The sequence below is a fragment of the Chryseobacterium sp. AC405b genome (assembly GCF_979258685.1).
This window is the reverse complement of sequence record NZ_OZ409877.1, coordinates 2539092-2562999: the sequence shown is the minus strand read 5'-3', so window position 1 is coordinate 2562999 and position 23908 is coordinate 2539092. Positions and strand designations below refer to the sequence as shown.

The 23908-nt window shown below is 33.5% G+C and carries 23 protein-coding genes; 4 read left to right on the top strand and 19 right to left on the bottom strand.

What is annotated here, in order from left to right; all coding sequences use genetic code 11:
* The first annotated feature begins 9 nt into the window (after positions 1-9).
* Genes ACZZZA_RS12270 through ACZZZA_RS12260 form a run of 3 tightly spaced genes read left to right on the top strand, consistent with a single transcriptional unit; the run spans position 10 to position 4859 of the window.
* On the top strand, positions 10-366 hold the full coding sequence (locus ACZZZA_RS12270; protein WP_463432137.1) for a response regulator transcription factor: 357 nt from the start codon (positions 10-12) through the stop codon (positions 364-366).
* A gap of 9 nt (positions 367-375) precedes the next feature.
* Positions 376-1434, top strand: a complete 1059-nt coding sequence (locus ACZZZA_RS12265; protein ID WP_463432135.1) for a HEAT repeat domain-containing protein — start codon at positions 376-378, stop codon at positions 1432-1434.
* Complete coding sequence (locus ACZZZA_RS12260; protein ID WP_463432133.1) at positions 1431-4859, top strand: sulfatase-like hydrolase/transferase; 3429 nt, start codon at positions 1431-1433, stop codon at positions 4857-4859. Before ACZZZA_RS12265 ends, ACZZZA_RS12260 begins: the two co-directional genes overlap by 4 nt.
* A gap of 181 nt (positions 4860-5040) precedes the next feature.
* Here ACZZZA_RS12260 and ACZZZA_RS12255 read toward each other — a convergent pair whose 3' ends face one another.
* The 9 genes from ACZZZA_RS12255 to ACZZZA_RS12215 all read right to left on the bottom strand — a co-directional run bounded on the left by ACZZZA_RS12255 (position 5041) and on the right by ACZZZA_RS12215 (position 15599).
* The gene (locus tag ACZZZA_RS12255) at positions 5041-6273 is read right to left on the bottom strand and encodes a YaiO family outer membrane beta-barrel protein (RefSeq protein WP_463432131.1); all 1233 of its coding nucleotides are present in this window, start codon (positions 6271-6273) and stop codon (positions 5041-5043) included.
* Between the two features lie 1363 nt (positions 6274-7636).
* A complete protein-coding gene (locus tag ACZZZA_RS12250) occupies positions 7637-8125 on the bottom strand; it encodes a hypothetical protein (protein WP_463432129.1) in 489 nt (162 codons plus the stop codon).
* A 42-nt stretch (positions 8126-8167) separates the two neighbouring features.
* Complete coding sequence (locus ACZZZA_RS12245) at positions 8168-9124, bottom strand: HNH endonuclease family protein (protein ID WP_463432127.1); 957 nt, start codon at positions 9122-9124, stop codon at positions 8168-8170.
* Entirely contained in the window at positions 9117-11237 is a 2121-nt protein-coding gene (locus tag ACZZZA_RS12240) for an AAA family ATPase (protein ID WP_463432125.1), read from the bottom strand. Before ACZZZA_RS12240 ends, ACZZZA_RS12245 begins: the two co-directional genes overlap by 8 nt.
* Entirely contained in the window at positions 11234-11755 is a 522-nt protein-coding gene (locus ACZZZA_RS12235) for a hypothetical protein (RefSeq protein ID WP_463432123.1), read from the bottom strand. The genes ACZZZA_RS12240 and ACZZZA_RS12235 overlap by 4 nt, the downstream gene beginning before the upstream one ends.
* On the bottom strand, positions 11730-12587 hold the full coding sequence (locus ACZZZA_RS12230; protein WP_463432121.1) for a hypothetical protein: 858 nt from the start codon (positions 12585-12587) through the stop codon (positions 11730-11732). The genes ACZZZA_RS12235 and ACZZZA_RS12230 overlap by 26 nt, the downstream gene beginning before the upstream one ends.
* 6 nt (positions 12588-12593) lie before the next feature.
* Complete coding sequence (locus tag ACZZZA_RS12225; protein ID WP_463432119.1) at positions 12594-14306, bottom strand: ATP-binding protein; 1713 nt, start codon at positions 14304-14306, stop codon at positions 12594-12596.
* Positions 14281-14595: a hypothetical protein gene (locus ACZZZA_RS12220; protein ID WP_463432117.1), complete on the bottom strand. Its 315-nt coding sequence runs from the start codon at positions 14593-14595 to the stop codon at positions 14281-14283. Before ACZZZA_RS12220 ends, ACZZZA_RS12225 begins: the two co-directional genes overlap by 26 nt.
* Before the next feature lie 14 nt (positions 14596-14609).
* A complete protein-coding gene (locus tag ACZZZA_RS12215; protein ID WP_463432115.1) occupies positions 14610-15599 on the bottom strand; it encodes a DNA-methyltransferase in 990 nt (329 codons plus the stop codon).
* A 550-nt stretch (positions 15600-16149) separates the two neighbouring features.
* Between ACZZZA_RS12215 and ACZZZA_RS12210 the strand changes: the two genes are divergently transcribed.
* A complete protein-coding gene (locus ACZZZA_RS12210; RefSeq protein ID WP_463432113.1) occupies positions 16150-16272 on the top strand; it encodes a hypothetical protein in 123 nt (40 codons plus the stop codon).
* A gap of 171 nt (positions 16273-16443) precedes the next feature.
* Here ACZZZA_RS12210 and ACZZZA_RS12205 read toward each other — a convergent pair whose 3' ends face one another.
* From ACZZZA_RS12205 to ACZZZA_RS12160, 10 genes are all read right to left on the bottom strand, one after another.
* On the bottom strand, positions 16444-17361 hold the full coding sequence (locus ACZZZA_RS12205) for a helix-turn-helix domain-containing protein (protein ID WP_463432111.1): 918 nt from the start codon (positions 17359-17361) through the stop codon (positions 16444-16446).
* A gap of 20 nt (positions 17362-17381) precedes the next feature.
* Positions 17382-18140, bottom strand: coding sequence for an SDR family oxidoreductase (locus ACZZZA_RS12200; RefSeq protein WP_463432109.1), 759 nt, complete (start codon positions 18138-18140; stop codon positions 17382-17384).
* A 127-nt stretch (positions 18141-18267) separates the two neighbouring features.
* Entirely contained in the window at positions 18268-19170 is a 903-nt protein-coding gene (locus ACZZZA_RS12195; RefSeq protein WP_463432107.1) for a helix-turn-helix domain-containing protein, read from the bottom strand.
* Positions 19171-19183: 13 nt separating this feature from the next.
* Positions 19184-19540 carry a hypothetical protein gene (locus tag ACZZZA_RS12190; protein ID WP_463432105.1) on the bottom strand — a complete coding sequence of 119 codons (357 nt, stop codon included), beginning with the start codon at positions 19538-19540 and terminating at the stop codon, positions 19184-19186.
* 64 nt (positions 19541-19604) lie between these two features.
* Positions 19605-20531 (bottom strand): SDR family oxidoreductase, encoded by a 927-nt coding sequence (locus ACZZZA_RS12185; RefSeq protein WP_463432103.1) that lies wholly within the window; start codon positions 20529-20531, stop codon positions 19605-19607.
* 49 nt (positions 20532-20580) lie between these two features.
* On the bottom strand, positions 20581-20718 hold the full coding sequence (locus tag ACZZZA_RS12180) for a hypothetical protein (RefSeq protein ID WP_463432102.1): 138 nt from the start codon (positions 20716-20718) through the stop codon (positions 20581-20583).
* A 232-nt stretch (positions 20719-20950) separates the two neighbouring features.
* Positions 20951-21208 (bottom strand): helix-turn-helix domain-containing protein, encoded by a 258-nt coding sequence (locus ACZZZA_RS12175; protein ID WP_463432101.1) that lies wholly within the window; start codon positions 21206-21208, stop codon positions 20951-20953.
* A complete protein-coding gene (locus ACZZZA_RS12170) occupies positions 21205-21864 on the bottom strand; it encodes a hypothetical protein (RefSeq protein ID WP_463432099.1) in 660 nt (219 codons plus the stop codon). Before ACZZZA_RS12170 ends, ACZZZA_RS12175 begins: the two co-directional genes overlap by 4 nt.
* Before the next feature lie 19 nt (positions 21865-21883).
* Positions 21884-22621, bottom strand: a complete 738-nt coding sequence (locus tag ACZZZA_RS12165) for an SDR family oxidoreductase (RefSeq protein WP_463432098.1) — start codon at positions 22619-22621, stop codon at positions 21884-21886.
* 12 nt (positions 22622-22633) lie between these two features.
* A complete protein-coding gene (locus tag ACZZZA_RS12160; RefSeq protein WP_463432097.1) occupies positions 22634-23611 on the bottom strand; it encodes an aldo/keto reductase in 978 nt (325 codons plus the stop codon).
* Between the last annotated feature and the right edge of the window lie 297 nt (positions 23612-23908).

The following is a 23908-nucleotide window of genomic DNA, read 5'->3' as shown; positions in this document are numbered from 1 at the left end:
CATAAGACTATGGTAATTCTAGTTGCTGAGGACGATGAGCTTATATTAAAAACGATTGAGCACAAATTACTGAAGGAAGGACACAAGGTAATTTTGAGCCGTAATGGCAAAGAAGCTATTGAAACCCTGAAAAATGAAAGTGTAGATATTGCGATTACAGATATTATGATGCCTTTTGCATCAGGAATTGAAATTCTATCTGCAATACAATCAATGGGTAAAAAAATACCTGTAATTATACTTTCAAGTATGGGACAGGAAGAGGTTGTATTAAATGCTTTTGATCTGGGAGCAGCAGATTTTATTGTAAAACCATTCAGCCCTAACGAATTGATGTTAAGAATAAAAAGATTTTCTACAAAATAAAGACATGAGATGCTAGATTCTGTACACTTTATTTTTCTGGTTTTTTTGGGAATGCTGTCATTGGTACTCTTGCTGATTATTATAGTCATCATTTATGGTATTTATCAGTATAGATTTTCTGTCCGTACTTTTGAATGGTCTGAAATAATCAATAAAAAAATCACAAAAGTGATAGTGTATGAGGAAGATGAAGAGTCTGCCGATCATAATTTTGACGAGGCAAATAAAAATCCTCTGTTTAGAAATCTTTTTTTACAGAAACTGGTTGATTCTGAAAAGAAATTTTCCGGAGCTGCCAAAGAGAAAATTAAACATCTTTTTGAACATTATAAACTTCAGGATGATGCCTTTAAAAAATTAAACCAAAAGAAACCTCATCTGATTACGGGCGGAATACAGGAACTTACTGCTATGAATGTAGAAGACAGCCTTCCGGAAATCTCCAAATTTCTTACCCATTCTTCGCCACAGGTTTATCAGGAAGCTCAATATGCTTTGGTGAATTTTAAAGGTTTTGAAGGATTACATTATTTAGACACTATTGAATCCGTAATATCAGAATGGCAACAGTTACGACTGCTCGGTTCAATAGCTCACATTCCCGAAAATTCTGATGGCCTGATAAATGGCTGGCTTAAAAGCCCGAACACATCTGTGATAATTTTCACGCTTAAATTAATCAGGAAATTCCAGATACTTTCAGTTTACTCGATAGTTACCGAACTTATGACACATTCTTCCACAGAAGTAAGAATAGAAACAGTACAGACTTTGCTATCTCTGGAGAATTTTTCAACGATTACTTATCTTATTGAAACTTATCCTGATCAGCCAATCGAAGTTCAGTTTGAAATTCTTAAAGCAATTAGAAGTTCAGGAGATAAAAGCTGTATCGATTTTCTGAAAGAACAGCTACTTCATACTACCGAATCTTCTCTAAAAGTCTACGCTGCTGAAGTTCTTTTTTCAATGGGGCAACAGGAATTTTTAGAACAGATCGCTCATGATGAAACTTCTTCAGAAGAATTAATAAAAATAATAAAACACGCATCGCAGGAAAAAATATGACAGAATTCTCACATATCATTTACGAAGTTGTTATATGGCTGTTTTTGCTTTATGGTATAGCTGTTACGACTATATATGGATGGATAGGAACATATGCATTGGGAGCCGTATTAAGATACAAAAAAGAAAATACTTTTACAGATTACAGTATTATCGCAGCCAATCCCAACGCTCCTACGTTTAGTATTATTGCTCCGGCTTACAACGAAGGAATGACCATTGTAGAAAATGTGCGTTCTCTTTTATCTCTTTATTATCATAACCTGGAAATTATTATTGTAAATGATGGCAGTAAAGATGATTCTGTACAAAAACTGATTGAAGCCTATGATCTCGAATCTATCGCTTATTTCATACAGGGAAAAATAGAGACCAACAAGGTAAGAGGGGTTTATAAAAGTAAAAATCCGGCTTTCAAAAAGCTGATTGTTGTAGATAAAGAAAACGGTGGTAAAGCAGATGCACTGAATGTTGGTGTTAATATTTCTTCCGGCCAATATCTCGTCTGTATAGATGTAGACTGTATTTTGGAGCAGGATGCAATTCTGAAACTGGCAAAGCCTTTTCTCGAACAGAAAGACAAAAAGTTTATCGCATGTGGCGGAGTAATCCGTCTGGCGAACAATTGCGTTATTGAAGACGGTAAAGTCATCAGTGTCAATATGCCGAGAACTCTTCTGGGAAGAACTCAGGCATTAGAATATATTAGAGCTTTCGTCCTCGGGCGAATGGCTTGGTCACGCGCTTCGGGACTCATTTTAATTTCTGGAGCCTTTGGTGTTTTTGACCGGAAAATTGTACTGGCCTGTGGTGGATATGATAAAAAGACCGTAGGAGAAGATATGGAATTGGTAGTCCGTATGCGAATGTATATGGAAGAAAGAAACGAACCCTATGAAGTTCTTACCATTCCTGATCCTTTGTGCTGGACTGAAGTTCCGGAATCAAAAGACATCCTTAAAAAACAAAGGAACAGATGGATGCGCGGCACAATCGAGACTCTTTGGAAACATAAAAAGGTTATGTTCAATCCAAAATATGGTAAGCTTGGTATGATCAGCCTTCCCTACTGGTTCTTTTTTGAACTGCTGGGTCCGTTGGTAGAATTTTCGGGATATATTATTTTTATTATTTTTCTATTGTTGGGCATTATCAGTTGGCCATTTTTCACTGTTCTGTTTGCTTTGGTAATTTCCATGGGATTTTTGTATTCTATCTATGCGATACTTGTTGATCTTGTGAGTTACCAGGTTTATACCAAAAGAAAAGACTTTTTTGCTCTTATTGCAACTGCATTTTCCGAACCGTTCTATTTTCATCCTATCGTTGTAAAGGCGGGTGTTAACGGGTTTATCGATTACTTCAGAAATTCTCACGGTTGGGGAGAAATGACGAGACAAGGGTTTAATCAAAGTACAAAAAATTTACCTTTAAAAGAAAGGATTTTAATAATCCTTAAAACAGGACTTAAGCAGTGGGGAATTCTCGCTGTAGTATTTCTGATTCTCTTTTTTATAGGAATAGGTGCAGAATCGCTTTGGTACTGGTATTCTTTTCCTTCCATAGACACATCGCAGATAATCAGTCACCTGTTTTTTGAAAATCTTTTATTTGCCTTAAGGCTTATATCAGTGATGGGCATTATTTATCTTATTTTGTCATTCATCAAAAAAAGCTGGGCAAAAACTCTCACCACTGCAGTATTTCTCACAGCGGCAGTTACGCATTATATCTTGTTTCTTTATTTTTCAGAAACGCATAATCTTCTCGGAGCGGAGGTTTTCTATTACAGCAAAGACGAAATAAAACAGATTTTACAGGCAAGCGGAATGCTTAACTATAAAAATTTTGCGTTAATGGGCATTTTGATCGTATTGGTACTTATTCCTCTGTGGATGATGGGGAAAAGAGCACTCAAATCAATCTACACTGGTCTCACATTATTGATCATAGGATTGCTGGCTTTCCTTGTTCCATCATTTGTGTTAGACACGAATGCATTGAACAATTCCACTGAATTTAATAAAGACGCTTCAAAAAGCAAATGGGTTTACTTTTTTAATTCTAATGAAGATAATTTCATTAGCGATCATCCTGAAATCGTTGCACTTTGGGGTGGCAACCACAAGTTTCAGGTCACTTCTGAAATGCTGGATGAAAACTTTCCTTTTTGGAGAAAAGAAACTACGCCCGACTTTTTAGGTCAATATCTCACAAAATCTGAGAAGATCCCTAACTTAATTTTTGTTGTAATGGAAGGTTTCGGACATGCTTATACTTCTCCTAAAGGATATGTCGGTAACTTCACCCCTTTTCTGGATTCATTATCACATAAAAGTCTCTATTGGGAAAACAGTTTGAGTTCAGCAGGAAGAACATTTGGAGCATTGCCTTCATTGACGGGTTCTCTTCCTTTTGGCAAGAACGGGTTTTTAGAAATCAAAAAAACTCCACAAAATTTTAATTTATATAACGTACTTAAAGCAAACGGTTTTGAAACAGGTTTTTATTATGGCGGGCATATCGAGTTCGACCGGTATCGTGAGTTTTTGAAATACAGTAAAGTAGATCATATTGTTGATGAAGACTTATTCAGCAAACCCTACCGAAAGCTTCCTGCAAACAATGGAGAAAGCTGGGGATATGAAGATCAGGCAGTGTTTGATAAAATGCTTAAGGTTCAGACTCTAAGCAATCGACCATATTTTAACATGATACTTACTTTATCAACCCATAATCCGTTCTTGATAAATAATAGAAATTATTATGAAAAGCAGTATAACAGCAAGTTGCAGTCTAAGATTCTGAATCCTCAGCAGAAAAAGTGGGCGATGCTGCATAAGAAAGAATTGATTTCTGTTCTGAATGCTGATGATGCTTTAAAGAAATTCTTTGCAGATTACAGTAAGCGTCCTGACTTCGCAAACACAATTTTTGTAATTACCGGTGACCACAGCATGCCTGAAATTATCTTACAATCTAAAATTGACAGATTTCATGTCCCGCTCATGGTATATTCACCATTACTCAAAACGTCTAAAAAATTTAATAAAATCGTTAGCCATTTTGATCTTGCACCTTCCTTATTGTCTTATTACAGAAATAATTATAGCGTGCGCACACCTTCCACGGTTGCCTGGCTGGGAAGAGGGCTTTCTGTAGGTTCAGAAACTGTAACTTCAGGTATTCCTATGATGCAAAGCAAAAATCTTCTGACCGATTTTGTTTTTGAAAATTATTATCTTCATGACGGACAGCTGTTTATCACAAAAAATTTGGAAGAGAGCATCAATAACGATGATGCAGAATTGCAAAAACTCACTGTAAGATTCCAACAATTTAAAACAATGAATTCCCGCTTTTATGATTCTAAAAAACTAATGCCAGATTCGGTAATAGTGAATTTCATGAAAAAAGTAAAGTAAGATTTTCATAGAATGAATCTCTGACAACCTGTTTCCCCCTCTACCCATTTCAAGACTCTGGAAACCTGAAAAAAGATTTTTTAAATTATAAAAAGTAAAAAAAGTTTATTGAAACACTATTCAATAAACTTTTTTTTGAGTAACAAAATGAATTTTTGTCTGTTATTTTAACGATTAAATTTTAAAATTTTCGTGAGTATCCTAATGTAACATCAAACTGATTGCCTTTAACATTCGGAAGATATTCCTGATTATAATACATTGTTCCCACAGAAAATAAATTTCTGTAGACCGAAAAATTATATGAAGCCCCTATTTTGAAAGTCTTCAGTTTAAAGGTTTCATTTTCCAAAAGATTATTACGGCTTTCTTCCGGGTTAATTCCTGTTCCTATCTGAAAAGCAAAATAATCTTGGCTGCTTTTCGTATAGTATCGTACAGTTGCGGTATACGAATGTGATATATTTTTATTGTTCGGAGTAATGTAGGTTCTTAAATTAAACCAATAATTTTTATAGTATTTCCCTACTGATGCGGTATACAGCCAGATATTACTGGTAAAATAAAGTTGTCTGTATCCTATTTCGGCTTCAAAGCTTTTTGGTAAATTGGCATTCAGAGAAACTCCCGTCCGGTATTTCGGAAAAATGCCAACATCCTCAGAATATCCTGCGCCTACATATAAATAAAATGTTTTAGATAATCTCGGATAAGCTTCAAATTCTATCTGTGTGCCGTTTTGTGCAAATTTGTTGGCATAATTCCCTCTCAGGATTACTGATCCGAGTGAAGTGACTCTTTTATAACTTACTCCTACAATGTGCCAATCATCACCGAATTGCTTGTCAAAATGTGAATAATTATAGGTGATACCTACTTCATTTTTTGAAGAAAAATCATTTATTCTCACCGCAAGAGCTCTTGCCTCTGTATTTTTAGGATTGATTAATAGAAGACTTGCGATGGCTTTTTGTGCTTCGGCATACTCATTCATTCCAAAATAAACTTTTGCTTTCAACAGCCATAAGGCTTCAGACGAAGGATGATTAGCCAATCCCTCATCAATTATCTTGATGGCATCTGTATTTTGATCATTCCAATATTCCAGCGAAGCATATGCTACAAAGTAGTCTTCATCCTTAATTCCTTTCTTTTGCAGATCATCAAACACTTCTCTAGCAGAAACAATATCTTTGTTCCACGTATACAGTCTTGCTAAAAATATAGAAATATCAGTGTAATCGGGAGATATTTTCAGTGCTTCTTTTGCAAGAGAAATAGACGAATTATAATCTTTTTGTTCAAAAGCTGTTGTCCGTGCTTTTGAAAACAACTCATCAGCTGTGGGACTTTGCTGTGCTGTAACTGCAAAGGGAATCCATAGCAAAAACAATAAGGATTGACATCTTTTCATTGAAGATTATAATTAATTATATGATATAAGACAAATATATTGAACTTTTTCATAGTAAACCAAACTATTATTATCTATCAGATAATAAAGCCTTATGAAAAGTTAGCGAGGCATTCTGTCAAGGTTTTTGGGAAAAAGTTTTTGAGTATAAAATATACACAAAAAATTTTTCTGAAAATCTAGAGAACTTGATCTTGACAGAATTTAGCAGTTGCACTTAGGAGCGAACTATCTTTGGCTTCTATTTTTATTTTGTGCACCTATTAATCAATTTTTATAAAAGACATAAAAATATTATATGATCAAACAAATTAGGTTAGGCTAACTACTTACAAACTACTTAAAGTTGTAAGCATTTGAAAGAAAAATATTTAAATCCACAAACATATTATCAGTACTATCGTACACTTGCCAATTGGCATCCGCATAATTATTTGAATCGCATTAGGCTGTATTTCCAAATCAATTAGTGCTTTATGAAGTATTGTCTTTGAGTCATTAGTTTTATGAGCATCTAGCTGTCTGATACTATTACAGCTGAAAACTCTAATAATGCATTAAAGTTTTTGTTTTCCAAGACCCTTTCTACAATTGTTTGTTTATTGTTGACAGGGTGTAAGCCACTTTCGTCTGCGATTTGAAACGGGAAATTCTAACATGTTTACAATCTTGCGTAAAGGTTTTTCTTGAAGATTTTCTCCTAACAAAATGTATAGCTTTTTACATCGGGATATAAATTGTTCTTAGAAAAGGATTTTAAATCTATATGTTGAACAATAGCTTTAAATTCAGAAAATCCCGACTAACCAGTATATTCAATATCTTCTTCATCCAAACCAATTAAATATTTGTTAAATATTTGAGTTCTAACACCGTTAAAATAAACTAGTTAATATTTGTCCAAACAAAAAGAACTTCCTTGTTAACCGTTCTGCTTTTCGATTACTATTGATAAATTGACGTAAAGCAGTTCATTAAGTAGATGATTGCTTTGAACAGATCCTAAAGAAGATAATTGCCACATTAGAACTATTTCTGATGCTATTATTGGTATAAATGTGTTAAAAAAGTATCATAATAAGAGTCTAAATGTTGGTTTATAAAACTACTATATAATGGAAATGAAGAGGATTTTTCTAATGGAGCCATTCTAAATTCATCATCTACTGATGGAACCTCATAAAATTCCTTTGTTGTAAACCAGGTAGCCAAAATATCACCCCAATTATAATTATCACCTGGTTCTGCAAAATTTGTAATAAACGTAGATAAGCCAGTTAGTCTTTATTTACAAAAAGTTGCTTAATTATTTCAAGTGGTGACTGTTGTGTTGAAAGAATTGGAGTACAAGCATCAAAATACATTATGTCAAATTCGTGATTGTTAATTCAAAAAATTCAGCCAACGATCCACGGTGTAGTTTGATGTGAATTCTATTTTCAATTAATGATTTTAGCGCCTCTTTATATATTTTCTTATCCGATTCGATAGCCCAGATGTTTTCAAGGATAATACCATTATTACATAAAATTTCAATATCGTTATAAGGCTCTGGTCCAGAAAGGTATAATACTTTCAATTCACTAGCCAGTTTGGGTTTACACTTTTCTTTATAAAATTCTAACCAATTATTTTTTTCACTTGAAAAAAGCAAATTATATTGATTGATGTATTCAAAATTTTTGTTTCCAAGAAATTTGAAAAACATTTCATTAAAATGGTCTGTTATTTTAATGAAATGTTCTTGAGAAACTAGAAAACTTTTATCCCGTTCATCTGTCAGCGATTGAACAGCGTGCTTAACTAGCTTTTCACGAGCCTCATTTTTTACATCTTGTCGATAAGTCTGCATTACTGAATTTTATATGAAAATTATTAAAATAGTTACTATAATTTAAATAAATTTTGCATCTTCAAAATATTTGTCGATTATATACCTTGCGAGGCCTGCATATTCTTGGTCAGGGTCTTTATATTTTTTTAGTATTTTCATTTCTTCACGCATAATACTTTCAAACCTCACTCTTTCATAATCAGATACATCCATATATTTATTGTAATTAATTATTGCATTTTCAACACGCTTTATTTGTGCTTTAATTTTAATAATTTTTTGTTCTCGGGCAATGGTTAAAGGTAGCCTATGCAGAGCATAGGTTATGATTGATTTCAGGGCTTTTTTTTCTTCGAAATCGGTAAGACTATCATTTGTAATTATAGCTCCATCATCATCAAACTTGAAATATTTTTGAATATTATCGTCTTTACATGGATTTAGTAATAATCTTTCAGATTCTTCTAAATCAAATGCCTTTTGGTAAGCTACTTTGTCTGTAAAATAGATTAATCCATGGTTATAATTTAATCGGTTGCCTTCAGAGTCTAAAGGAAATTGATCAAGTTTTCCAAAAACAGCTTCTTCTATATCGTCTCCATTTTTAAACTCATGGGTATTTGTTTGATTACAAAAAGGACACGCAAATAATAAGTTGTCCCATTCTGCCGCCAACCAAAAATAGCCGGGTTTCTTAGGAGTTGCTTCTTGAATTTCTCCTTTGGGCCTGAAGTGCTCTATGTCTCCATTATAAATTGCTGTTATTTTGCTTTCACAATAAGCACATTTACCATGAAACATTTTTACAAGCAATTTTCTGACTTTTTTATCCGAATATACTGTATAGTCTTGCTCAATTCTTAGCCCTCTCTTTCCAGTTTTTTTATATTTAGTCGGATGATTAGCAATTATTTGAAAATAGCCAATTGCATCTTTTGCCTCAAATTCGCCCTCACTCTCTGGATTTTCTCCAATTTTAAGGATGTCTGGACAATCTAATCTTTTAACATTAATCATATAAGTCGAGATTTAGATTTTTCCACACATCTTTTACTCTTTGAACAGCTTCTTCTTTTAAATTATCCCTGTCCAAAGTTTGTTTGTTAAATATCACTTTTTCGGCTAATAATCTGTCTAGTACAGTGTACATTAGTTCATCTCTCAAAGAGTTTCCTAATTGTTTTTTATTTCTGAGAAATCCTCTTAATTGATCAATCTCTGTTCTCTCACTTGGATTAATTTCATCATTTTTAGCTAATAACTCGTAGTATCTGTTAAACGAAGCTTCTATCTCAGGGTCAACAAGACTGTTTAATCCAAAAAATTCTGATGCTAAGATTTGATCTACCCTTAAGGAAACAGGATCTGGCAATTCTGTATTGATAATAACTTCATTATCTAAATTTCTAAGTAACAAAATTTCTTCTCTTTCTGCTCCTCTTAAACAAAGTGGATGGTGTGTAGAAATGATAAAGTTAATATTAGGAAATACTTCTCGCAGTTGTTTTACTATTCTCATTTGCCAACGTGGATGCAGTTGATTGCCCAGTTCGTCAATTAAAACAATTCCATTCACTACGTTCATATCTGATTGAGCATCAGAAAGTTTCATCATTATATCAAGGGCTAAAGTAATTGTACTTTTATAACCATCACTTAATTCTGAAAAAAGCTTTTCCGAATCACCCAAAACAATTTCACCATTTTTTATAGAAAGGTTAGTGTCTGATTTATCATGTGGTAATAGTTTCTTTATAGAAACAGCTACTTTATCAAAAAAAGCAATGTCATTTTTATGTTTAGTTCTCAACCATTTTGTTACATCATTTAATGCTTTAGTTGGTTTAAATAAATTTTGATAGCTTATTCTAGAAGTATCCCTATCAGATTCACTTTCAATTTCATCAACTGAAAGCCTTAAAGAACCATATCCAATCAAATAAGAACTAAATTTCCCACTTTGTTCGACTGTGCCTGATTTTCGTATTAGTCTTGTATGTACAATATTATCACTATTTCTCTCCTTGATTGTAATTTCTGAAGTTTGTTTTCTTTTCTTAATTAAAGCTTCAACAATTTTTTCATTTACAAATTTTTTATCCAATTTTAACCCAATAGCGATTGCTTGAAGGATTGAACTTTTACCAACACCATTTTCTCCAAGTAAAAACAACCATGATTTTTTATTTATATCATCTTCTTTAAAGTCAATTCTTAAATCATCAATGGATTTAAAGTTTTTGATATGAATGTACTCTATTGGGAAGTAGTCACTTTTTATAAGATCTTTCCATAATCCTTCTCTTTTAGTTGGTTTTTCTTTTTCTCTAAACCAATCTTCATCTGTTTGATAATCTTCTAAACCTATTATTTGCCCCAAAAAAGGTTGTGTATCTAACTCATTTAACAATACGAATCTTTTATATGAAAGAAATTCAATACTTGGATCATCTAGTTCATAAATGGTAGCAATATGTTTTTTTACGGAACGATTATCGATTTGTTTCCCATTAATTAAAGACTCTACTGCTTCTATAATCTCTTTTCTTGCCTTTTTTCGTCCATCTAATAAATTAGTTCTATTTAGTCGTAATAATTCTATGGTTTGATTTCCTTCATCTGTTAATCCATCAATATGACCATCATTACTATGTATATAGTTTAAATGTTTATCGGTTTCATCAAGATATGGGTTTAATAGCATTCGATGTTCATTTTCATAATCATCTTTTTCATTTAATGCTCGCCTTCCTTTTATTGGAAAATAATTTCCTTTATACTGATTACATTCTTTACAACAATAAATCAAATTATCCCATTCAAATGTCAACCACCAATATAAATCCTGATGAAATTCATTTTTATCTCTTACTCCATTATTAGGCCTATATCTATCAACAGTTCCTGATTCTGGGTAATCTATTTTAATTTCACAATAGCCACACTTCCCGTGGAATACTTCATGTAAATATCCTTTAAGCTCTTTATCTATTTCTGAATTAAAAGGCCAGTCGTAGCGTTTTTGGCTTCTGTTTTTAGATGCGAAAAATTCTTCCATTTTTTCAATGGCTAAATCAACTGCTGAAGAATTTAGAAAGCCAGGAGCATTTTGTTTTTCTATCTTAATCATCTTCCCATAGTTTTTTTAGCAAACCGTTCCAATATATTTGAACTCGGATGGTTGGTTAATGAAATCAATTTATTGGCTACAGCAACTGGAATCAATGCATTTTCGTAAATATCACATCTTAATTTATCAATATTCATAAGTATTTCCTGAATATTCTTTAAATCAGTGAGCTCCGGCTGATTATAATATGTTATATGATTTTCAACAGGTAATGTCAAGACATAAACTCTTTCGTCGAAAGATTTATAAATAAACTTACCGCTGTAATACGATGTACTGCCATACTGCTGTTCTTTGTGATTACCAACTTGTATATATGTGTAAATATGCTCGTTGTTTAGTAAAAAAACCTGACCAGGATTCAGTTTGTCTTTGATCTGTCTAGCATGATCAACAAAAGCACCGGAAGTTTCAACTCCAATCAAATTAATCTTATTGTTTTGGTTAAGATAAGTTATCAAAGCCTGCATTGGTTTATACATATTAGCTGTTTCACCACCAAAACTTAAAGTGACCATCTTTCACAAATAAAAAACGATCTACCAAACCATCCTGAATTTCTAGTAATCTTTTAATCGAATGAAGTATTAAAAAACTTTCTGTTACACTTTCCAGATAGGTAATGATTCCAGACGCTCCAGCATCATTATCAACTTTCTCAAATAACCTGAATACATCAGTTATTAATATTTCCTTATTACACTTATCGTGTGTACATGTCCATGAATAATTTTTAAAGTCTATTTTGCCTTTATCTAAAACAATATTATTTGTTCCACAATGAGGACATTGAGAAAGCTTATAGCTACTCTTGGTTGAAGAAGGGTTATATTGCTCAAATATGAACCAATACAATGTTGCTAGAATAGATGTTGTGCCTGAGTGTGTTTTTTTGAAAAATTCGTGAATTGCTTCTCTAACGGTCGTTCGAAAATCAATATCTTTTTTAAGAGCTACATTTTTCGTAGGTAATACAAATTTTTCACGTTCTATCTTTTTTAATTTATTTATATCAGATGGTGATACAAATGGCTTCTTTTCCATTTCATCTAAATCGGCACCTTTAATAAGCAATGAACCAAACTGAAAAAAGGTTATCAGCGAAGATGGAAAAGTCTTTTTTACTGGAATAGTTGTGCTTTCGCCATCAACAGCAACTATAAATTCAATAGTATTTTCCTCTGGATAAATAATATCATACTTTAGAGCATCATTCAGTTCTACATCCTCTGCTTCAATAGGAATTTCACAGTTGTTTAAATACTGTTTTACTTCCTCATCGTTAATAATGTAACTATGAGAAATTCGACTACCCCGTTCGAAACTATTATTTGTGTATTCGCTTGACATATTCAGTTATTTAAAAAGTCCAATTTGTACAGGAACTACAAAAGGATTGGAATAAGTTTTCATTCGAACAAATCCTTTATCATTCTTTGCACTAAACTTGATTAAAGCATCTGCGAAATCACTAAAGTCATAAAATTTACGTAGTTCTTTTACTTCATCCTCATTATTTAAGTGGGCTATAAACCAGTTCTGTGTATTTTTCAAAATGTTTGAGCTAATTGAACTAACTTCCTGCGTAGCGTACACCATTCCCAAGTTAAGTTTAGCACCTTCTTTTGCTATTCTATTATAAATTTGACTTAAATCTTTATCATCTTTCTTTGGGAAAAGGTTATGTGCTTCCTCAAAGTAGAACTGGATAAAGTTGTTTGGTTTAGCATCAATGAATAATTTCATTGATGAATTAAAAATTGCTCTACAAATTTTTTCAGAATATAGATTTTGAATTTCAGGATCGCCTTGGGATAAATCGATAATTACAATTTTTCCTTCTTTGACAAGCTTGCAAATATTATCTTCAAACAAATCTGTATTAGAAGTTGTATGATATTTTATCAGTGGGCGTAATTTTATGAAACTATTTACAGGACCTCTTTCTCCTGGACTTCTATATTGAGTTAAAAACCTTAATATGGCTTTTAAGTCATTATCTGCCCATTGTTTTCCATTTTTGGGTTCATAATTTTTTAAATACTCCCATTCATCATAATTTTTCCATACCTGAGTAAACCAAGTAGTTGCTTCATCATATGTTATTCCATTTTTAGGATCAATACCTCCTTCCTTAACCAATCCATTAATATCTTTATGACCATCAAAAAAAAGTTTATTATTTGTTGGTTTAATAAACCCTGCTAAACTTAAACAGCATTTGTAAGCGGCTAACTTTCTATCATACCTGATTTTTTCTCCTCCTTTTAAATCTCCATTTTTTTCTAGACTAACTCCTAAGAAATCTTCAACATAATCAGATTGTTTTCCAAATTGCTTAAAATATCCACGCATTAGTTCTTGCCCAGCTGGGATATCTTTATAGAAATTAATCTTTAACACTTCAAATCCAGTCTTTTCCAGCACACTATATCTAGTAACATCATTTTCATATTTCTCAAAAATTGCAGTTCCATCCTGTAGATTTTTATTTGCATATTCACCATTAATGTCAAAAATGATTTGACCTACTTTTGCTTTAGGAATTTCATTTTCATTATATGGGTTAATATCTTCTTGAAAGCTACCTGTAGAAGTACTAGTTATAGCTTTAGTTGAAAGTTCCTGGGTAGCCTCAATTAACTTTTTAACGGTGTTTGATTTACCGGTTCTGGTCATACCAAACAATGCTGTTCTTTTTCCCAATATATCTTTCGTGTGCATATATACTTTTTCATCTGTACTTGCACTTTCGGAATAATTCTTTCTGCTTGAACTGTAGCGAATTGTTCCTATTTGAAAATTAGAATCTGGTTTTAATGGACCATCATTATCCCTAAGATTTACAATATATTGAAGGTGTTTACCCGATGGTTTATAAACTTTGTATAAATGTGGAGAATAAAAATTTTCTAAATCTGCACCAAACTCTACTTTTCCATCAGCAGTTTTATAAAATGTGCCAAGTATAGAACATTCCATACCCGAGCAACTGAATTCAAACCTAGTAAATTGATCAATTTGTCTATTTTTCCCCGCTGTTTTAAGTTCTTTCTTTAAAATACTCAATCCTTGAACTGATTACGCTATTATCACTTGGGATAGGACAAGGTCTTAACGCTCTTAATAATAATGCTTCATGTACGGTTTCCTCCCCAAAGTCATTTTCATAGAATGCCAACAGAAAACAACCTTGAGCAATACCTCCAACGTTGTATTTCCAGTCATCACATGTTAATAGACTTGTTTTATCGTAGTCTATTTTAAAAGGATTACCTACAAAATTTGTGGAGTCTTTTCCAACCTCAAAAATATCGGTTTTAGCAATTTTTTCAAATTCATCTCTTAAGTTTTCCATAGTTATAGTAGTTTTTATTTTAGTGTTGATTTTAAATCGGGATCACTAAATCTAATGATAGCTTGTTCAATATAATCTTCTTTAATCTCAAACGATATCCATTTACGCTTTAATTTTTCTGCACAATATCCCGTAGTATTACTTCCGGAAAATGGATCAAGCACCAAATCTTCTTCATCTGTTAAAAATTGAATAAAGAAATTTACCAATCCACCAGACATACGAGCTGGGTGTGGCGTAATGCCTTTATCTCTACAAGTTTTTAGAAAATAACCATTAGAACTGGTATTTGAAAAACTCAATACACTATGAGGTAATCTAACTTCTCTTTTTTCATCCAGAGCCTCCATTTCAAAAAAGTTATGAGAAATACTTCCGCCATTATCTTTTAGAAATCCTTTTTCACTTATTTGATGTTCTGATGGACGTTTACCTGAATTATAAGATTGCCGTTTTAGTAGTTGCTTCATACTGTCACTATAAGGACGTAATACTTTGCTGTTATCTGCTTTTGGGAAATCATTTTTGGCAATCCACCAAACGTGTGTATAGCTGTCCACAGTTCGTAATCTATTTACGGTTACCCATTGAGCTGGTGAAGGCAATTTTGAAGGATTATAGCAAATAAATTCTTGGATTAATCTTAGATTAGCTTCGGGGTGCTTAACCATTCCTAAAAGACATTCTAAATGTAATAACGATTGAACCGGTCTTTCTGGCTCCCAAGCATTTCCAATTTCTATAACTAATGAACCATCATCAGTCAAAAGATCGGAAAATATTGGTGCCAGCTTAATAAACCAATCTTTATATTCATCTCCTTTCTCGTTACCGTATTGTTTTTTATTATTTAGGGGAAATGGTGGTGACGTAACTATAAGATTAACCTTCCCTTTTAGTTTGGATAATTTTTTATCATTCGTTAATAATTCAAGCGAATCTCCTACGAAAAGCTTACCAAGTTTAGACTTGTATTTTTGAGTTAATTTTTCTTCAGTTGACATATTATCAATTAAGTTTCAACTTCATCCATTGAAGTTGTTAAATTAAGTATTTATTTTATCTGACATTTACGGAAAACCGTAAATGTTAAAATACCATATATCTCTACAATTTTTATAAAAACTTTTCTTATTATATAGAAAAACGTTATAGAAAATTAGAATAATGAGATTTTCAATGCTCAATGCATATATTAGTAAATAAAAAAATCAAGCAAAATTAAATAGGATATTTTTAGCTCTCAAATATTCCTAATTCTAAATAAAATTAGTATTTTAAATTAATATTTGATTGATTTTGTAGCACTTTAATAGTTTTCAATGGTTTAATACAAATATATTATTTTTTATATGAATTTTCTTGTTAATTAAAATCAACAACAATAAGATTTAGAACTATTATTTCAATCATATAAATAGCTATTGTGAAAAAATTATTTTATTTTCTTATTTGCTTAACAACAGGCTTCAACTCCACAGCAAAATCCAACATAACCACCTGACTTCCTACAAACGGATTGTAAGACGGCTAATAATCAATATAGCCCAAAGAATGAAGTTGCTTCATGCATTTGTGATAGGTAGCTTTTCAATGGATTTTACTGATTCTCATCACTTCATCCCGAGAAATACTGACAGAATTTCGGAAACGGTAGAAATTCCAGAATCAAAATAATGTTAAGTAGAGGCTGATGTGTAGGATTAAGTGTACTGTCCTGAGCGACACCCAATAAATGGAAACGACCAAGGCAACTTTGCTTGTCGACCCTTTGGTGAAAAGTGATTCAGGCTGGATTTATAACAAAATCGTGGAAGTTTTAATTTAGCAAAGATTAAATCATGTTTTCTAATTGAAACTAGCCCTAAACTCTAGTGGACTTTGACTGGTTTTAGCTTTAAATAAGCGACTGAAAGATTGCGAATATTCAAACCCTAATTCATAAGCTATTTCTGAAATCGATAAATCAGAAGTAGATAATTTTTCTTTTGCTTTTTCAATGATCCTGTTTTGGATTTGTTGCTGTGCATTTTGCCCTGTTAAGGATCGCAACATATCACTCAAATAGCTTGGCGAAAGATGGAGGCTCCCGGAAAGATGCTGAACTGTCGGAATTCCTTGGATTGCCAGATTTTCATCTTTAAAAGCTTCTTCCAAAATTTTCTCCATTTTTTGTAAAAGGTCATTATTTACTTGTTTTCGGGTTATAAATTGTCTCTTGTAAAATCGATTGCTGTAATTGAGTAAAGTTTCTATTTGTGAGATCATTACGTCCTGACTGAAATCATCAATTCTGCTTTGTAATTCTTCATCAATATTTTTGAAAATAGAAATAATAATATTTTTTTCTTTCTCTGATAGATGCAACGCTTCGTCGGCAGAATAACCGAAAAAGCCATATTGCTTTATTTTATTTGCTAAAGGATAAGATAATAAAAAATCGGGATGAATTAATAAAGTATAACCAGAATGATCACCGTTATTATCGCTATTTGCAGTAACCTGATTAGGCGATACAAAAAACAATCCTCCTTCATCAAAGTCATAATAATGTTGCCCGTATTTTAACTGCCCGGTAAGATTTGATTTATAAGAGATCTTATAAAATGCTGAAGTTCGGAGGTCTGCTATGTTGCTGAAATCTATCTTTCTATTGGTGTTATCGAAAAAACTAATTAACGGGTGCAAGGGTTTAGGTAACCCAAGCATCCGATGCAATTCTGTAAGTGAATGGTAATGGTAAGGAATATTTTTGTCCTTTTTCATCTCATAAATTTAGTGATTTTCTACCACGGAATTTCGCCGGTGTCCGTATTTATATCTTCGGAGAAAAATTTACCTGTAGGTCCGTCTTCGCCAATGATGGCATATTTTACAATTCTGTTACCGGCATCTTCAACAGAACCTTGCCCCAAATTATGATTAAAATCTGTCTTGGTAGAACCTGGGCTAACAGCATTTACCTTAAAAGGCAAATCCTTCAATTCATATGCAAGCACAACTGTATACATATTTAAGGCTGATTTTGAAGATTGATATACTGAGCCTTTGAAATTATAATGAATATAATTTGGGTCGCTGTGTAAAGTGAGCGAACCCTGGCTGGAACTTACATTGACGATTCTGCTTGCTGATGAATTTCGCAATAAATCTAAAAATGCCTGTGTAACTCTTATCACGCCATAAACATTTACCTCGTATACTTTCTTGTAAACATCTACATCCGTTTCTGTTGCAGTATGCATGACAGGTTTGCCATCTTTAAATTCTATTCCATTGATACCGGCATTATTGATCAGTACATCCAGTACCTGTGTTTTCTTGCCCAATTCAATCCGGGCATTGTTTACCGAATGCTGATTGGTAACATCTATTTCTAACAATTCAACATTTTTCAGCCCTTCATTTTTTAATTTTTCGATGGCTTCTTGACCATTTTTTAAATCTCTGCTTCCCAGATAAATATAGTACCCTTTTTGTAACAACTGTTTTGCTACCTCGAAACCAATGCCTTTATTCGCTCCTGTAATTAATGCGTTTTTCATTTTTTTAATTTTAAATGTTTGAAAAACAAAGGTCATTATATCTAAAATGCTGTTTGTAACTCAATTGAGGTTTCTTATAACAAAATCGTGGAATGTTTTTAGTTTAGTAAAATTCGGATGATGTTTATTAATTGAAACTAGCTCTAAATTCTAGCGGGCTTTGACTGGTTTTGTCTTTAAACAGTTTGCTGAACGATTGCATATGCTCAAAACCTAATTCATAAGCAATTTCACTTACCTTTAAATCCGTAGTTGACAATTTTTCCTTTGCTTTTTCAATCAGTTTCTCGTGAATGTGCTGTTGCGTATTTAAGCCTGTCAGTGTTTTTAGTAAACTACGCAGATAGGTTGGCGAAACATTTAAATGGTCTGAAATGTATTGAACGGTTGGCAATCCTTTTGAAACCAAATCATTACTTTTGAAATAATCTGAAAGCAGTACTTCTAGACGATCGAGAATTTGATGGTTCGTTTTCTTACGGGTAATGAATTGCCTCTGGTAAAACCGTTCCGAATAATTTAACAAAGTTTCTACATGGGAAATGATGATATCTTGGCTAAATTGGTCGATGTTTGTTTGATATTCGTTTTTGATGTTTTCAGCAATACCATTTATCATCGTTTCTTCCTTATCCGATAAAAACAAGGCTTCATTGGCAGTGTAGCCAAAAAAATCGTATTGTTTTATTTTTTTAGCCAGAGAAGTATTCCATAAAAAATCAGGATGGATAAACAACATCCAGCCGTCTATATTTTCCGGAATATGATCACTTTCTCCACGTAAAATTTGTCCGGGCGATAAAAATGCCATCACGCCCTCATCAAAATCATATTGTTGCTGTCCGTAAAGTAATTTATTGCAACCTCTTTTTAAAGTAATTACATATAAATCAAATAGTACGGCAAAAATTCCTGTATCCTTTTTTTGTTTGGATAAATCAATGAGTTCAATCAAGGGATGATGTGGTTTGGTCAAACCCATTATTTGGTGTAATTCAGAAATGGTTTTTATTCGGATTGGTTTTTCCATAATGCTGATTTGATTAATTTTTTAAAAACGGATATTTCAACCAGATCAACACCAAAGGCATCATTAAAAACGGAATTTCCATCAATACCATTTTAAAACTCCCAATGTACATTGCCAATGCCATAATTATTAATATAGAAATAACATTGAGCATATTACCTAAGAAAAATGTTCTGGGGATAAGCAATAATACACCAATTAATAATGTAACCCCACCGAAAATGGGAATCATTGTTTCGGTAATGCCTAATTCGCCCATCATTTTCATCGCTTCGGGATTTTTTTTGTAATTAAATGTTTCCCAACCGTGTTTGAATGCCAGAAAAACCGACACTACCAACAACACCAAAGAAATTATACTTTTTACCATCGTTTTTGTTTTTTAAAAACTTACGTTACTAATTTATTGAATTCTTTTAAATTTTATCAAAATGCTAAAACTCAACCTTTGCTAACTTTTGTGATACTTCCCATAATTTTTTAGCGACTTCTTTATCATTTGCCTGTTCAGGGATTTTTGCGATAGATGGAAAGCCACGGGTCTCGCTCATTTTGTCAGGTCCATAATACAATCCGCCTTTAGCTTCCGGCGAAGTGGCTGCAAATAAAGTGGGTAATGCTCCCTGTGATTGTGGCTGAAATAAAAACGGAAAAAATCTTCGCATAATTCCAGGAACACTCCATTTCCCGGCACCATTTATCAATAGATTGGTTCGAGAAACACCCGGATGTGAAGCAATACTTGTAATGCCCCAACCGTGCTTTTCACTTTGTCGCTGAAGTTCCAAAGTAAACATTAAGTTCGCAATTTTTGATTGGCTATATGCTTTCCCCGGAATATACGAAGATCGTGACTGAAGGTCATCAAAATTAATTTGCCCGTTACGATTGGCTACGCTTGAAACGGTAACAACACGAGCGTTGGGTGCTTTACGAAGCAAAGGAAGTAATTGTGCTGTCAATGCAAAGTGACCCATATGATTGGTACCGAATTGCAATTCAAAGCCATCGGCAGTTTCCAATCGTTTTGGTGGTGTCATTACGCCGGCATTGTTGATGAGCAGATGGATGGCTTCGTCTCTTGCAATCATTCTTGAAGCAAAAGCTTTTATTGAGGATAGATCTGCAAGGTCTATTTTTTCAAAACTCACTTTTGCCGTTGGATTAATCTGATGAATCTTAGCAATTGATTCAGCGCCTTTTTGAGGGTTACGTCCCATAACAATCACGTTCCAACCCGCAGAAGATAATGCCAATGCATCTTCGTAACCAATACCTTCTGTACTACCAGTTATTACAGCTAAATCGTTATTTCTTTGAGGAATATTTGAAGCTGTCCAATTTTTAATATGGTTTTCCATTTTCTCTTTTTTGATTGAAACAAAGTTGCTGCAACTTCAGATAACAGATTTAGCCAAAACGACTTTTGATGTAATCAAAAAACCAACCGATATCCTGTATATCTTTTTTATGCTTATCCCATTGTTCCTGACTGCCTGGAGCAATTTGCATTGCATCAGAGTTAGTAAATCTGATTGGGTTATTCATGGTATTGAATAGTTGATGATTTAAGCAAGAAAGCGTTAAATTTACTACAATCTCACGGTATAGCTATTGGTTTTATTAAAGAATTATTTGGTCAAAAATATGCAGACACACTTAAGGAATTAATTAGTGTTCTAAATAATGTAGTAGTTAATCAAATAATTCAAGCGATCAGTTCAAAATTAATGATAAACCTAAAATAGTAAGAAAGAAAAGTAAATAATTTTTTGACATCTTAATTAAAAGACTTTCTGAACTCCAAAGGCGAAACATTCGTCTTAGTCTTAAACAATTTGCTGAACGATTGTGAATGCTCAAAGCCCAGTTCATAGGCAATTTCTGAAACAGATAAATTGGTCGTTGATAATTTTTCTTTGGCTTTTTCTATGATGGCGTTCTGAATGTATTGTTGCGTGTTCATTCCTGTCAATGAACTCAGCATATCACTCAGGTAGCGTTGTGACAGCTTTAATTCCGTACTGATATATTTCACGGATGGCAATCCGTTTTGCAGACTTTTCTCTCTTCAAAATACCTGTATAAAAGTTTGTCCAAAGAAGTGATGATGTCGTGGTTGACAGCTTTCCTTGTAATAAATTGCCTGTTGTAAAAACGATTGCTGTAATTCAATAACAATTCTATTTGTGACACCAGAACATCTTGGCTAAAACTATCAATATTATTGTCCAATTCATTGGCTATCGTAGTAAATAAATTAGCTATAATTTCTTTTTCCTTAGCAGATAAAAATAAAGCTTCTGAAACATCGTATGAGAAAAATCCTAATTGATTGATTGTTTTTCCTAACGGATAATTTCGGATAAAGTCCGGATGGAAATACAAAGCGATCCCTTCATAGCTTTCCAGGTCTTCCGGTGGAAAAACAATCTGTTTTGGCTTCAAAAACGCCAATCCGCCTTCTTCAAAATCGTAATAGCCCTGTCCGTATTTTATTTTTCCTGTGAAAGTAGACTTAAAGGAAATCTTGTAAAAATCAAGACTTACCTTCTGCCCCCTTGGAAACCTATCCGTCGGAACATTGTTGTAGTCAACCAGTGTTATCAATGGGTGCAAAGGCGAAGGAAATCCCAACACACGCACCAATTGCGATATACTTTGAATATGATTGATGTCAGATGGTTGTTGCATAATTCGTTTACGAATGTAATCAATTTTGTTTTGACGGACGAATCACGATATCACCAATTTCCACATCCTTTGGTTGGCTTATCGCATAAATCACAGCATTGGCAATGGCTGAAGGATCAATAGCAATTTCTTCCATACCTTTTTGAATTGCTGTTTTCATTTCTTCGTTTTTGATGTTGTTCGCAAAATCTGTTTTCACAAATCCGGGCGAAATCCCTGTAATGCGGATATTTCCGTCCGACTCCTGACGAAACGCTTCTGCAATCGTGCGAATGGCATTTTTGGTTCCTGCATAAACCCCTTGCATTGGCGTAATCTTTATTCCTGACGTTGAGATAATGTTGATGATATGCCCCGATTGTTGTTGTTTGAAAACCGGAATTGCAGCTGCCATCCCATACAAAACGCCTTTGAGGTTAATGTCTATCATTTCTTCCCAACCATCAATATCCAATTCATCAATGCGGCTTAGCTGACTAACACCTGCGTTATTGATGATAACATCTAATTTTCCGTATTGCTCAACTGCTGTATTGACCAAGTGAACTAAATCGGTTTTATTCTTTACATCAATTTGAACAAAGGTAGCCTCACCACCTTTGCTGTTAATTTCTTCAACAATTTTTTGTAATTGTTCCGTTCGCCGTGCACCCAAAACTATCTTTGCACCGTTTCCGGCTAATTCTATAGCGATGGCTTTACCCATTCCGCTGCTAGCCCCAGTAATGGCTATAACTTTTCCTGTAATATTTTGCATTGCTGTTGGTTTTTATTTGTCTATTTGTTTTTCTAAAAATTCCGGATAGCGGTCACCTAAAAGCGTAATCCCATTGACTGTCTCGTCAATTTTTACCAGTTCATCTGCCGTTAATACAACATTTGTACTGGCAATGTTTTCTTCCAAACGATTCAGTTTTGTTGTTCCGGGGATGGGTGCTATCCACGGCTTTTGAGCCAACAGCCAAGCTAACGCCAATTGTCCGGTTGAAATATTTTTTTGCTGAGCAATCTCCGAAAGTGCTTCCACTAAAACCAGATTGGCCTTTATATTTTCTTCCGTGAAACGGGGAATTACATTTCTACGGTCGATATCCTCTAATTTTTTATTGATGATCCCTGTGAGGAAGCCTTTTCCTAAAGGACTGAAAGGAACAAAACCAATTCCCAATTCTTCTAAGGTTGGTATAATTTCATCTTCCGGTTCACGCCAAAACAGAGAATATTCGCTTTGTAATGCTGACACCGGTTGAATTGAATGTGCCTTTCGAATCGTTTTAGCACTTGCTTCCGATAAACCAAAGTATTTTACTTTGCCCTCCTGTATCAGGTCTTTCACTATTCCGGCAACATCTTCTATCGGAACATTAGGGTCAACTCTGTGCTGATACAACAAATCAATATAATCTGTCTTTAATCTTTTCAAAGATGCTTCGGTTACTGCCCTGATTGTTTCGGGTCTGCTGTCTAAACCAATTGCCGGACTGGCATCTTTACAACCAAATTTTGTAGCAATCACGACGTCTTTCCTGAAGGGCTTTAATCCCTCGCCAACCAATTCTTCGTTGGTGTAAGGTCCGTAGGCTTCTGCGGTATCAAAAAATGTGACACCTCTTTCAACTGCGTTATGTAGTAAAGTAATGGCTTCTTTTTTATCAAGACCTTTACCATCCAAAAAGTTTAAACCCATACAGCCAAAACCTAATGCAGAAACTTCCAATCCGCTATTTCCTAATTTTCTCTTTTGCATAATTAATTTTTTATAATTGTTTCCAAGACCGACTTAAATCTCAAGCACAAAATTCTGGATTGTCGCTCTATGAAAAGTAGCCCAATTGGTAATTGTTGTAGTCTAATTTTCAAATGTTTAAAAAATACCAGTGAGAACGAGTATGCTGAACGATTAGAAATCTAAATCATCCGGTAAATCAACTGGTCATTTGATTAAGTAAAAAGGATAATTCACTTTTAAGAGTAACCTTATCATCTGGCACTGAGTGATAATTATCCTTCCTTCCGATAGATCAGTTCCACTAATCGATCTTTC

What these genes read in the sequence shown, in the direction of transcription:
- ACZZZA_RS12270 (WP_463432137.1), top strand. Translation starts at nt 10, where the DNA reads ATGGTAATTCTAGTTGCTGAGGACGATGAGCTTATATTAAAAACGATT.
- ACZZZA_RS12265 (WP_463432135.1), top strand. Translation starts at nt 376, where the DNA reads ATGCTAGATTCTGTACACTTTATTTTTCTGGTTTTTTTGGGAATGCTG.
- ACZZZA_RS12260 (WP_463432133.1), top strand. Translation starts at nt 1,431, where the DNA reads ATGACAGAATTCTCACATATCATTTACGAAGTTGTTATATGGCTGTTT.
- ACZZZA_RS12255 (WP_463432131.1), bottom strand. Translation starts at nt 6,273, where the DNA reads ATGAAAAGATGTCAATCCTTATTGTTTTTGCTATGGATTCCCTTTGCA.
- ACZZZA_RS12250 (WP_463432129.1), bottom strand. Translation starts at nt 8,125, where the DNA reads ATGCAGACTTATCGACAAGATGTAAAAAATGAGGCTCGTGAAAAGCTA.
- ACZZZA_RS12245 (WP_463432127.1), bottom strand. Translation starts at nt 9,124, where the DNA reads ATGATTAATGTTAAAAGATTAGATTGTCCAGACATCCTTAAAATTGGA.
- ACZZZA_RS12240 (WP_463432125.1), bottom strand. Translation starts at nt 11,237, where the DNA reads ATGATTAAGATAGAAAAACAAAATGCTCCTGGCTTTCTAAATTCTTCA.
- ACZZZA_RS12235 (WP_463432123.1), bottom strand. Translation starts at nt 11,755, where the DNA reads ATGGTCACTTTAAGTTTTGGTGGTGAAACAGCTAATATGTATAAACCA.
- ACZZZA_RS12230 (WP_463432121.1), bottom strand. Translation starts at nt 12,587, where the DNA reads ATGTCAAGCGAATACACAAATAATAGTTTCGAACGGGGTAGTCGAATT.
- ACZZZA_RS12220 (WP_463432117.1), bottom strand. Translation starts at nt 14,595, where the DNA reads ATGGAAAACTTAAGAGATGAATTTGAAAAAATTGCTAAAACCGATATT.
- ACZZZA_RS12215 (WP_463432115.1), bottom strand. Translation starts at nt 15,599, where the DNA reads ATGTCAACTGAAGAAAAATTAACTCAAAAATACAAGTCTAAACTTGGT.
- ACZZZA_RS12210 (WP_463432113.1), top strand. Translation starts at nt 16,150, where the DNA reads ATGAAGTTGCTTCATGCATTTGTGATAGGTAGCTTTTCAATGGATTTT.
- ACZZZA_RS12205 (WP_463432111.1), bottom strand. Translation starts at nt 17,361, where the DNA reads ATGAAAAAGGACAAAAATATTCCTTACCATTACCATTCACTTACAGAA.
- ACZZZA_RS12200 (WP_463432109.1), bottom strand. Translation starts at nt 18,140, where the DNA reads ATGAAAAACGCATTAATTACAGGAGCGAATAAAGGCATTGGTTTCGAG.
- ACZZZA_RS12195 (WP_463432107.1), bottom strand. Translation starts at nt 19,170, where the DNA reads ATGGAAAAACCAATCCGAATAAAAACCATTTCTGAATTACACCAAATA.
- ACZZZA_RS12190 (WP_463432105.1), bottom strand. Translation starts at nt 19,540, where the DNA reads ATGGTAAAAAGTATAATTTCTTTGGTGTTGTTGGTAGTGTCGGTTTTT.
- ACZZZA_RS12185 (WP_463432103.1), bottom strand. Translation starts at nt 20,531, where the DNA reads ATGGAAAACCATATTAAAAATTGGACAGCTTCAAATATTCCTCAAAGA.
- ACZZZA_RS12180 (WP_463432102.1), bottom strand. Translation starts at nt 20,718, where the DNA reads ATGAATAACCCAATCAGATTTACTAACTCTGATGCAATGCAAATTGCT.
- ACZZZA_RS12170 (WP_463432099.1), bottom strand. Translation starts at nt 21,864, where the DNA reads ATGCAACAACCATCTGACATCAATCATATTCAAAGTATATCGCAATTG.
- ACZZZA_RS12165 (WP_463432098.1), bottom strand. Translation starts at nt 22,621, where the DNA reads ATGCAAAATATTACAGGAAAAGTTATAGCCATTACTGGGGCTAGCAGC.
- ACZZZA_RS12160 (WP_463432097.1), bottom strand. Translation starts at nt 23,611, where the DNA reads ATGCAAAAGAGAAAATTAGGAAATAGCGGATTGGAAGTTTCTGCATTA.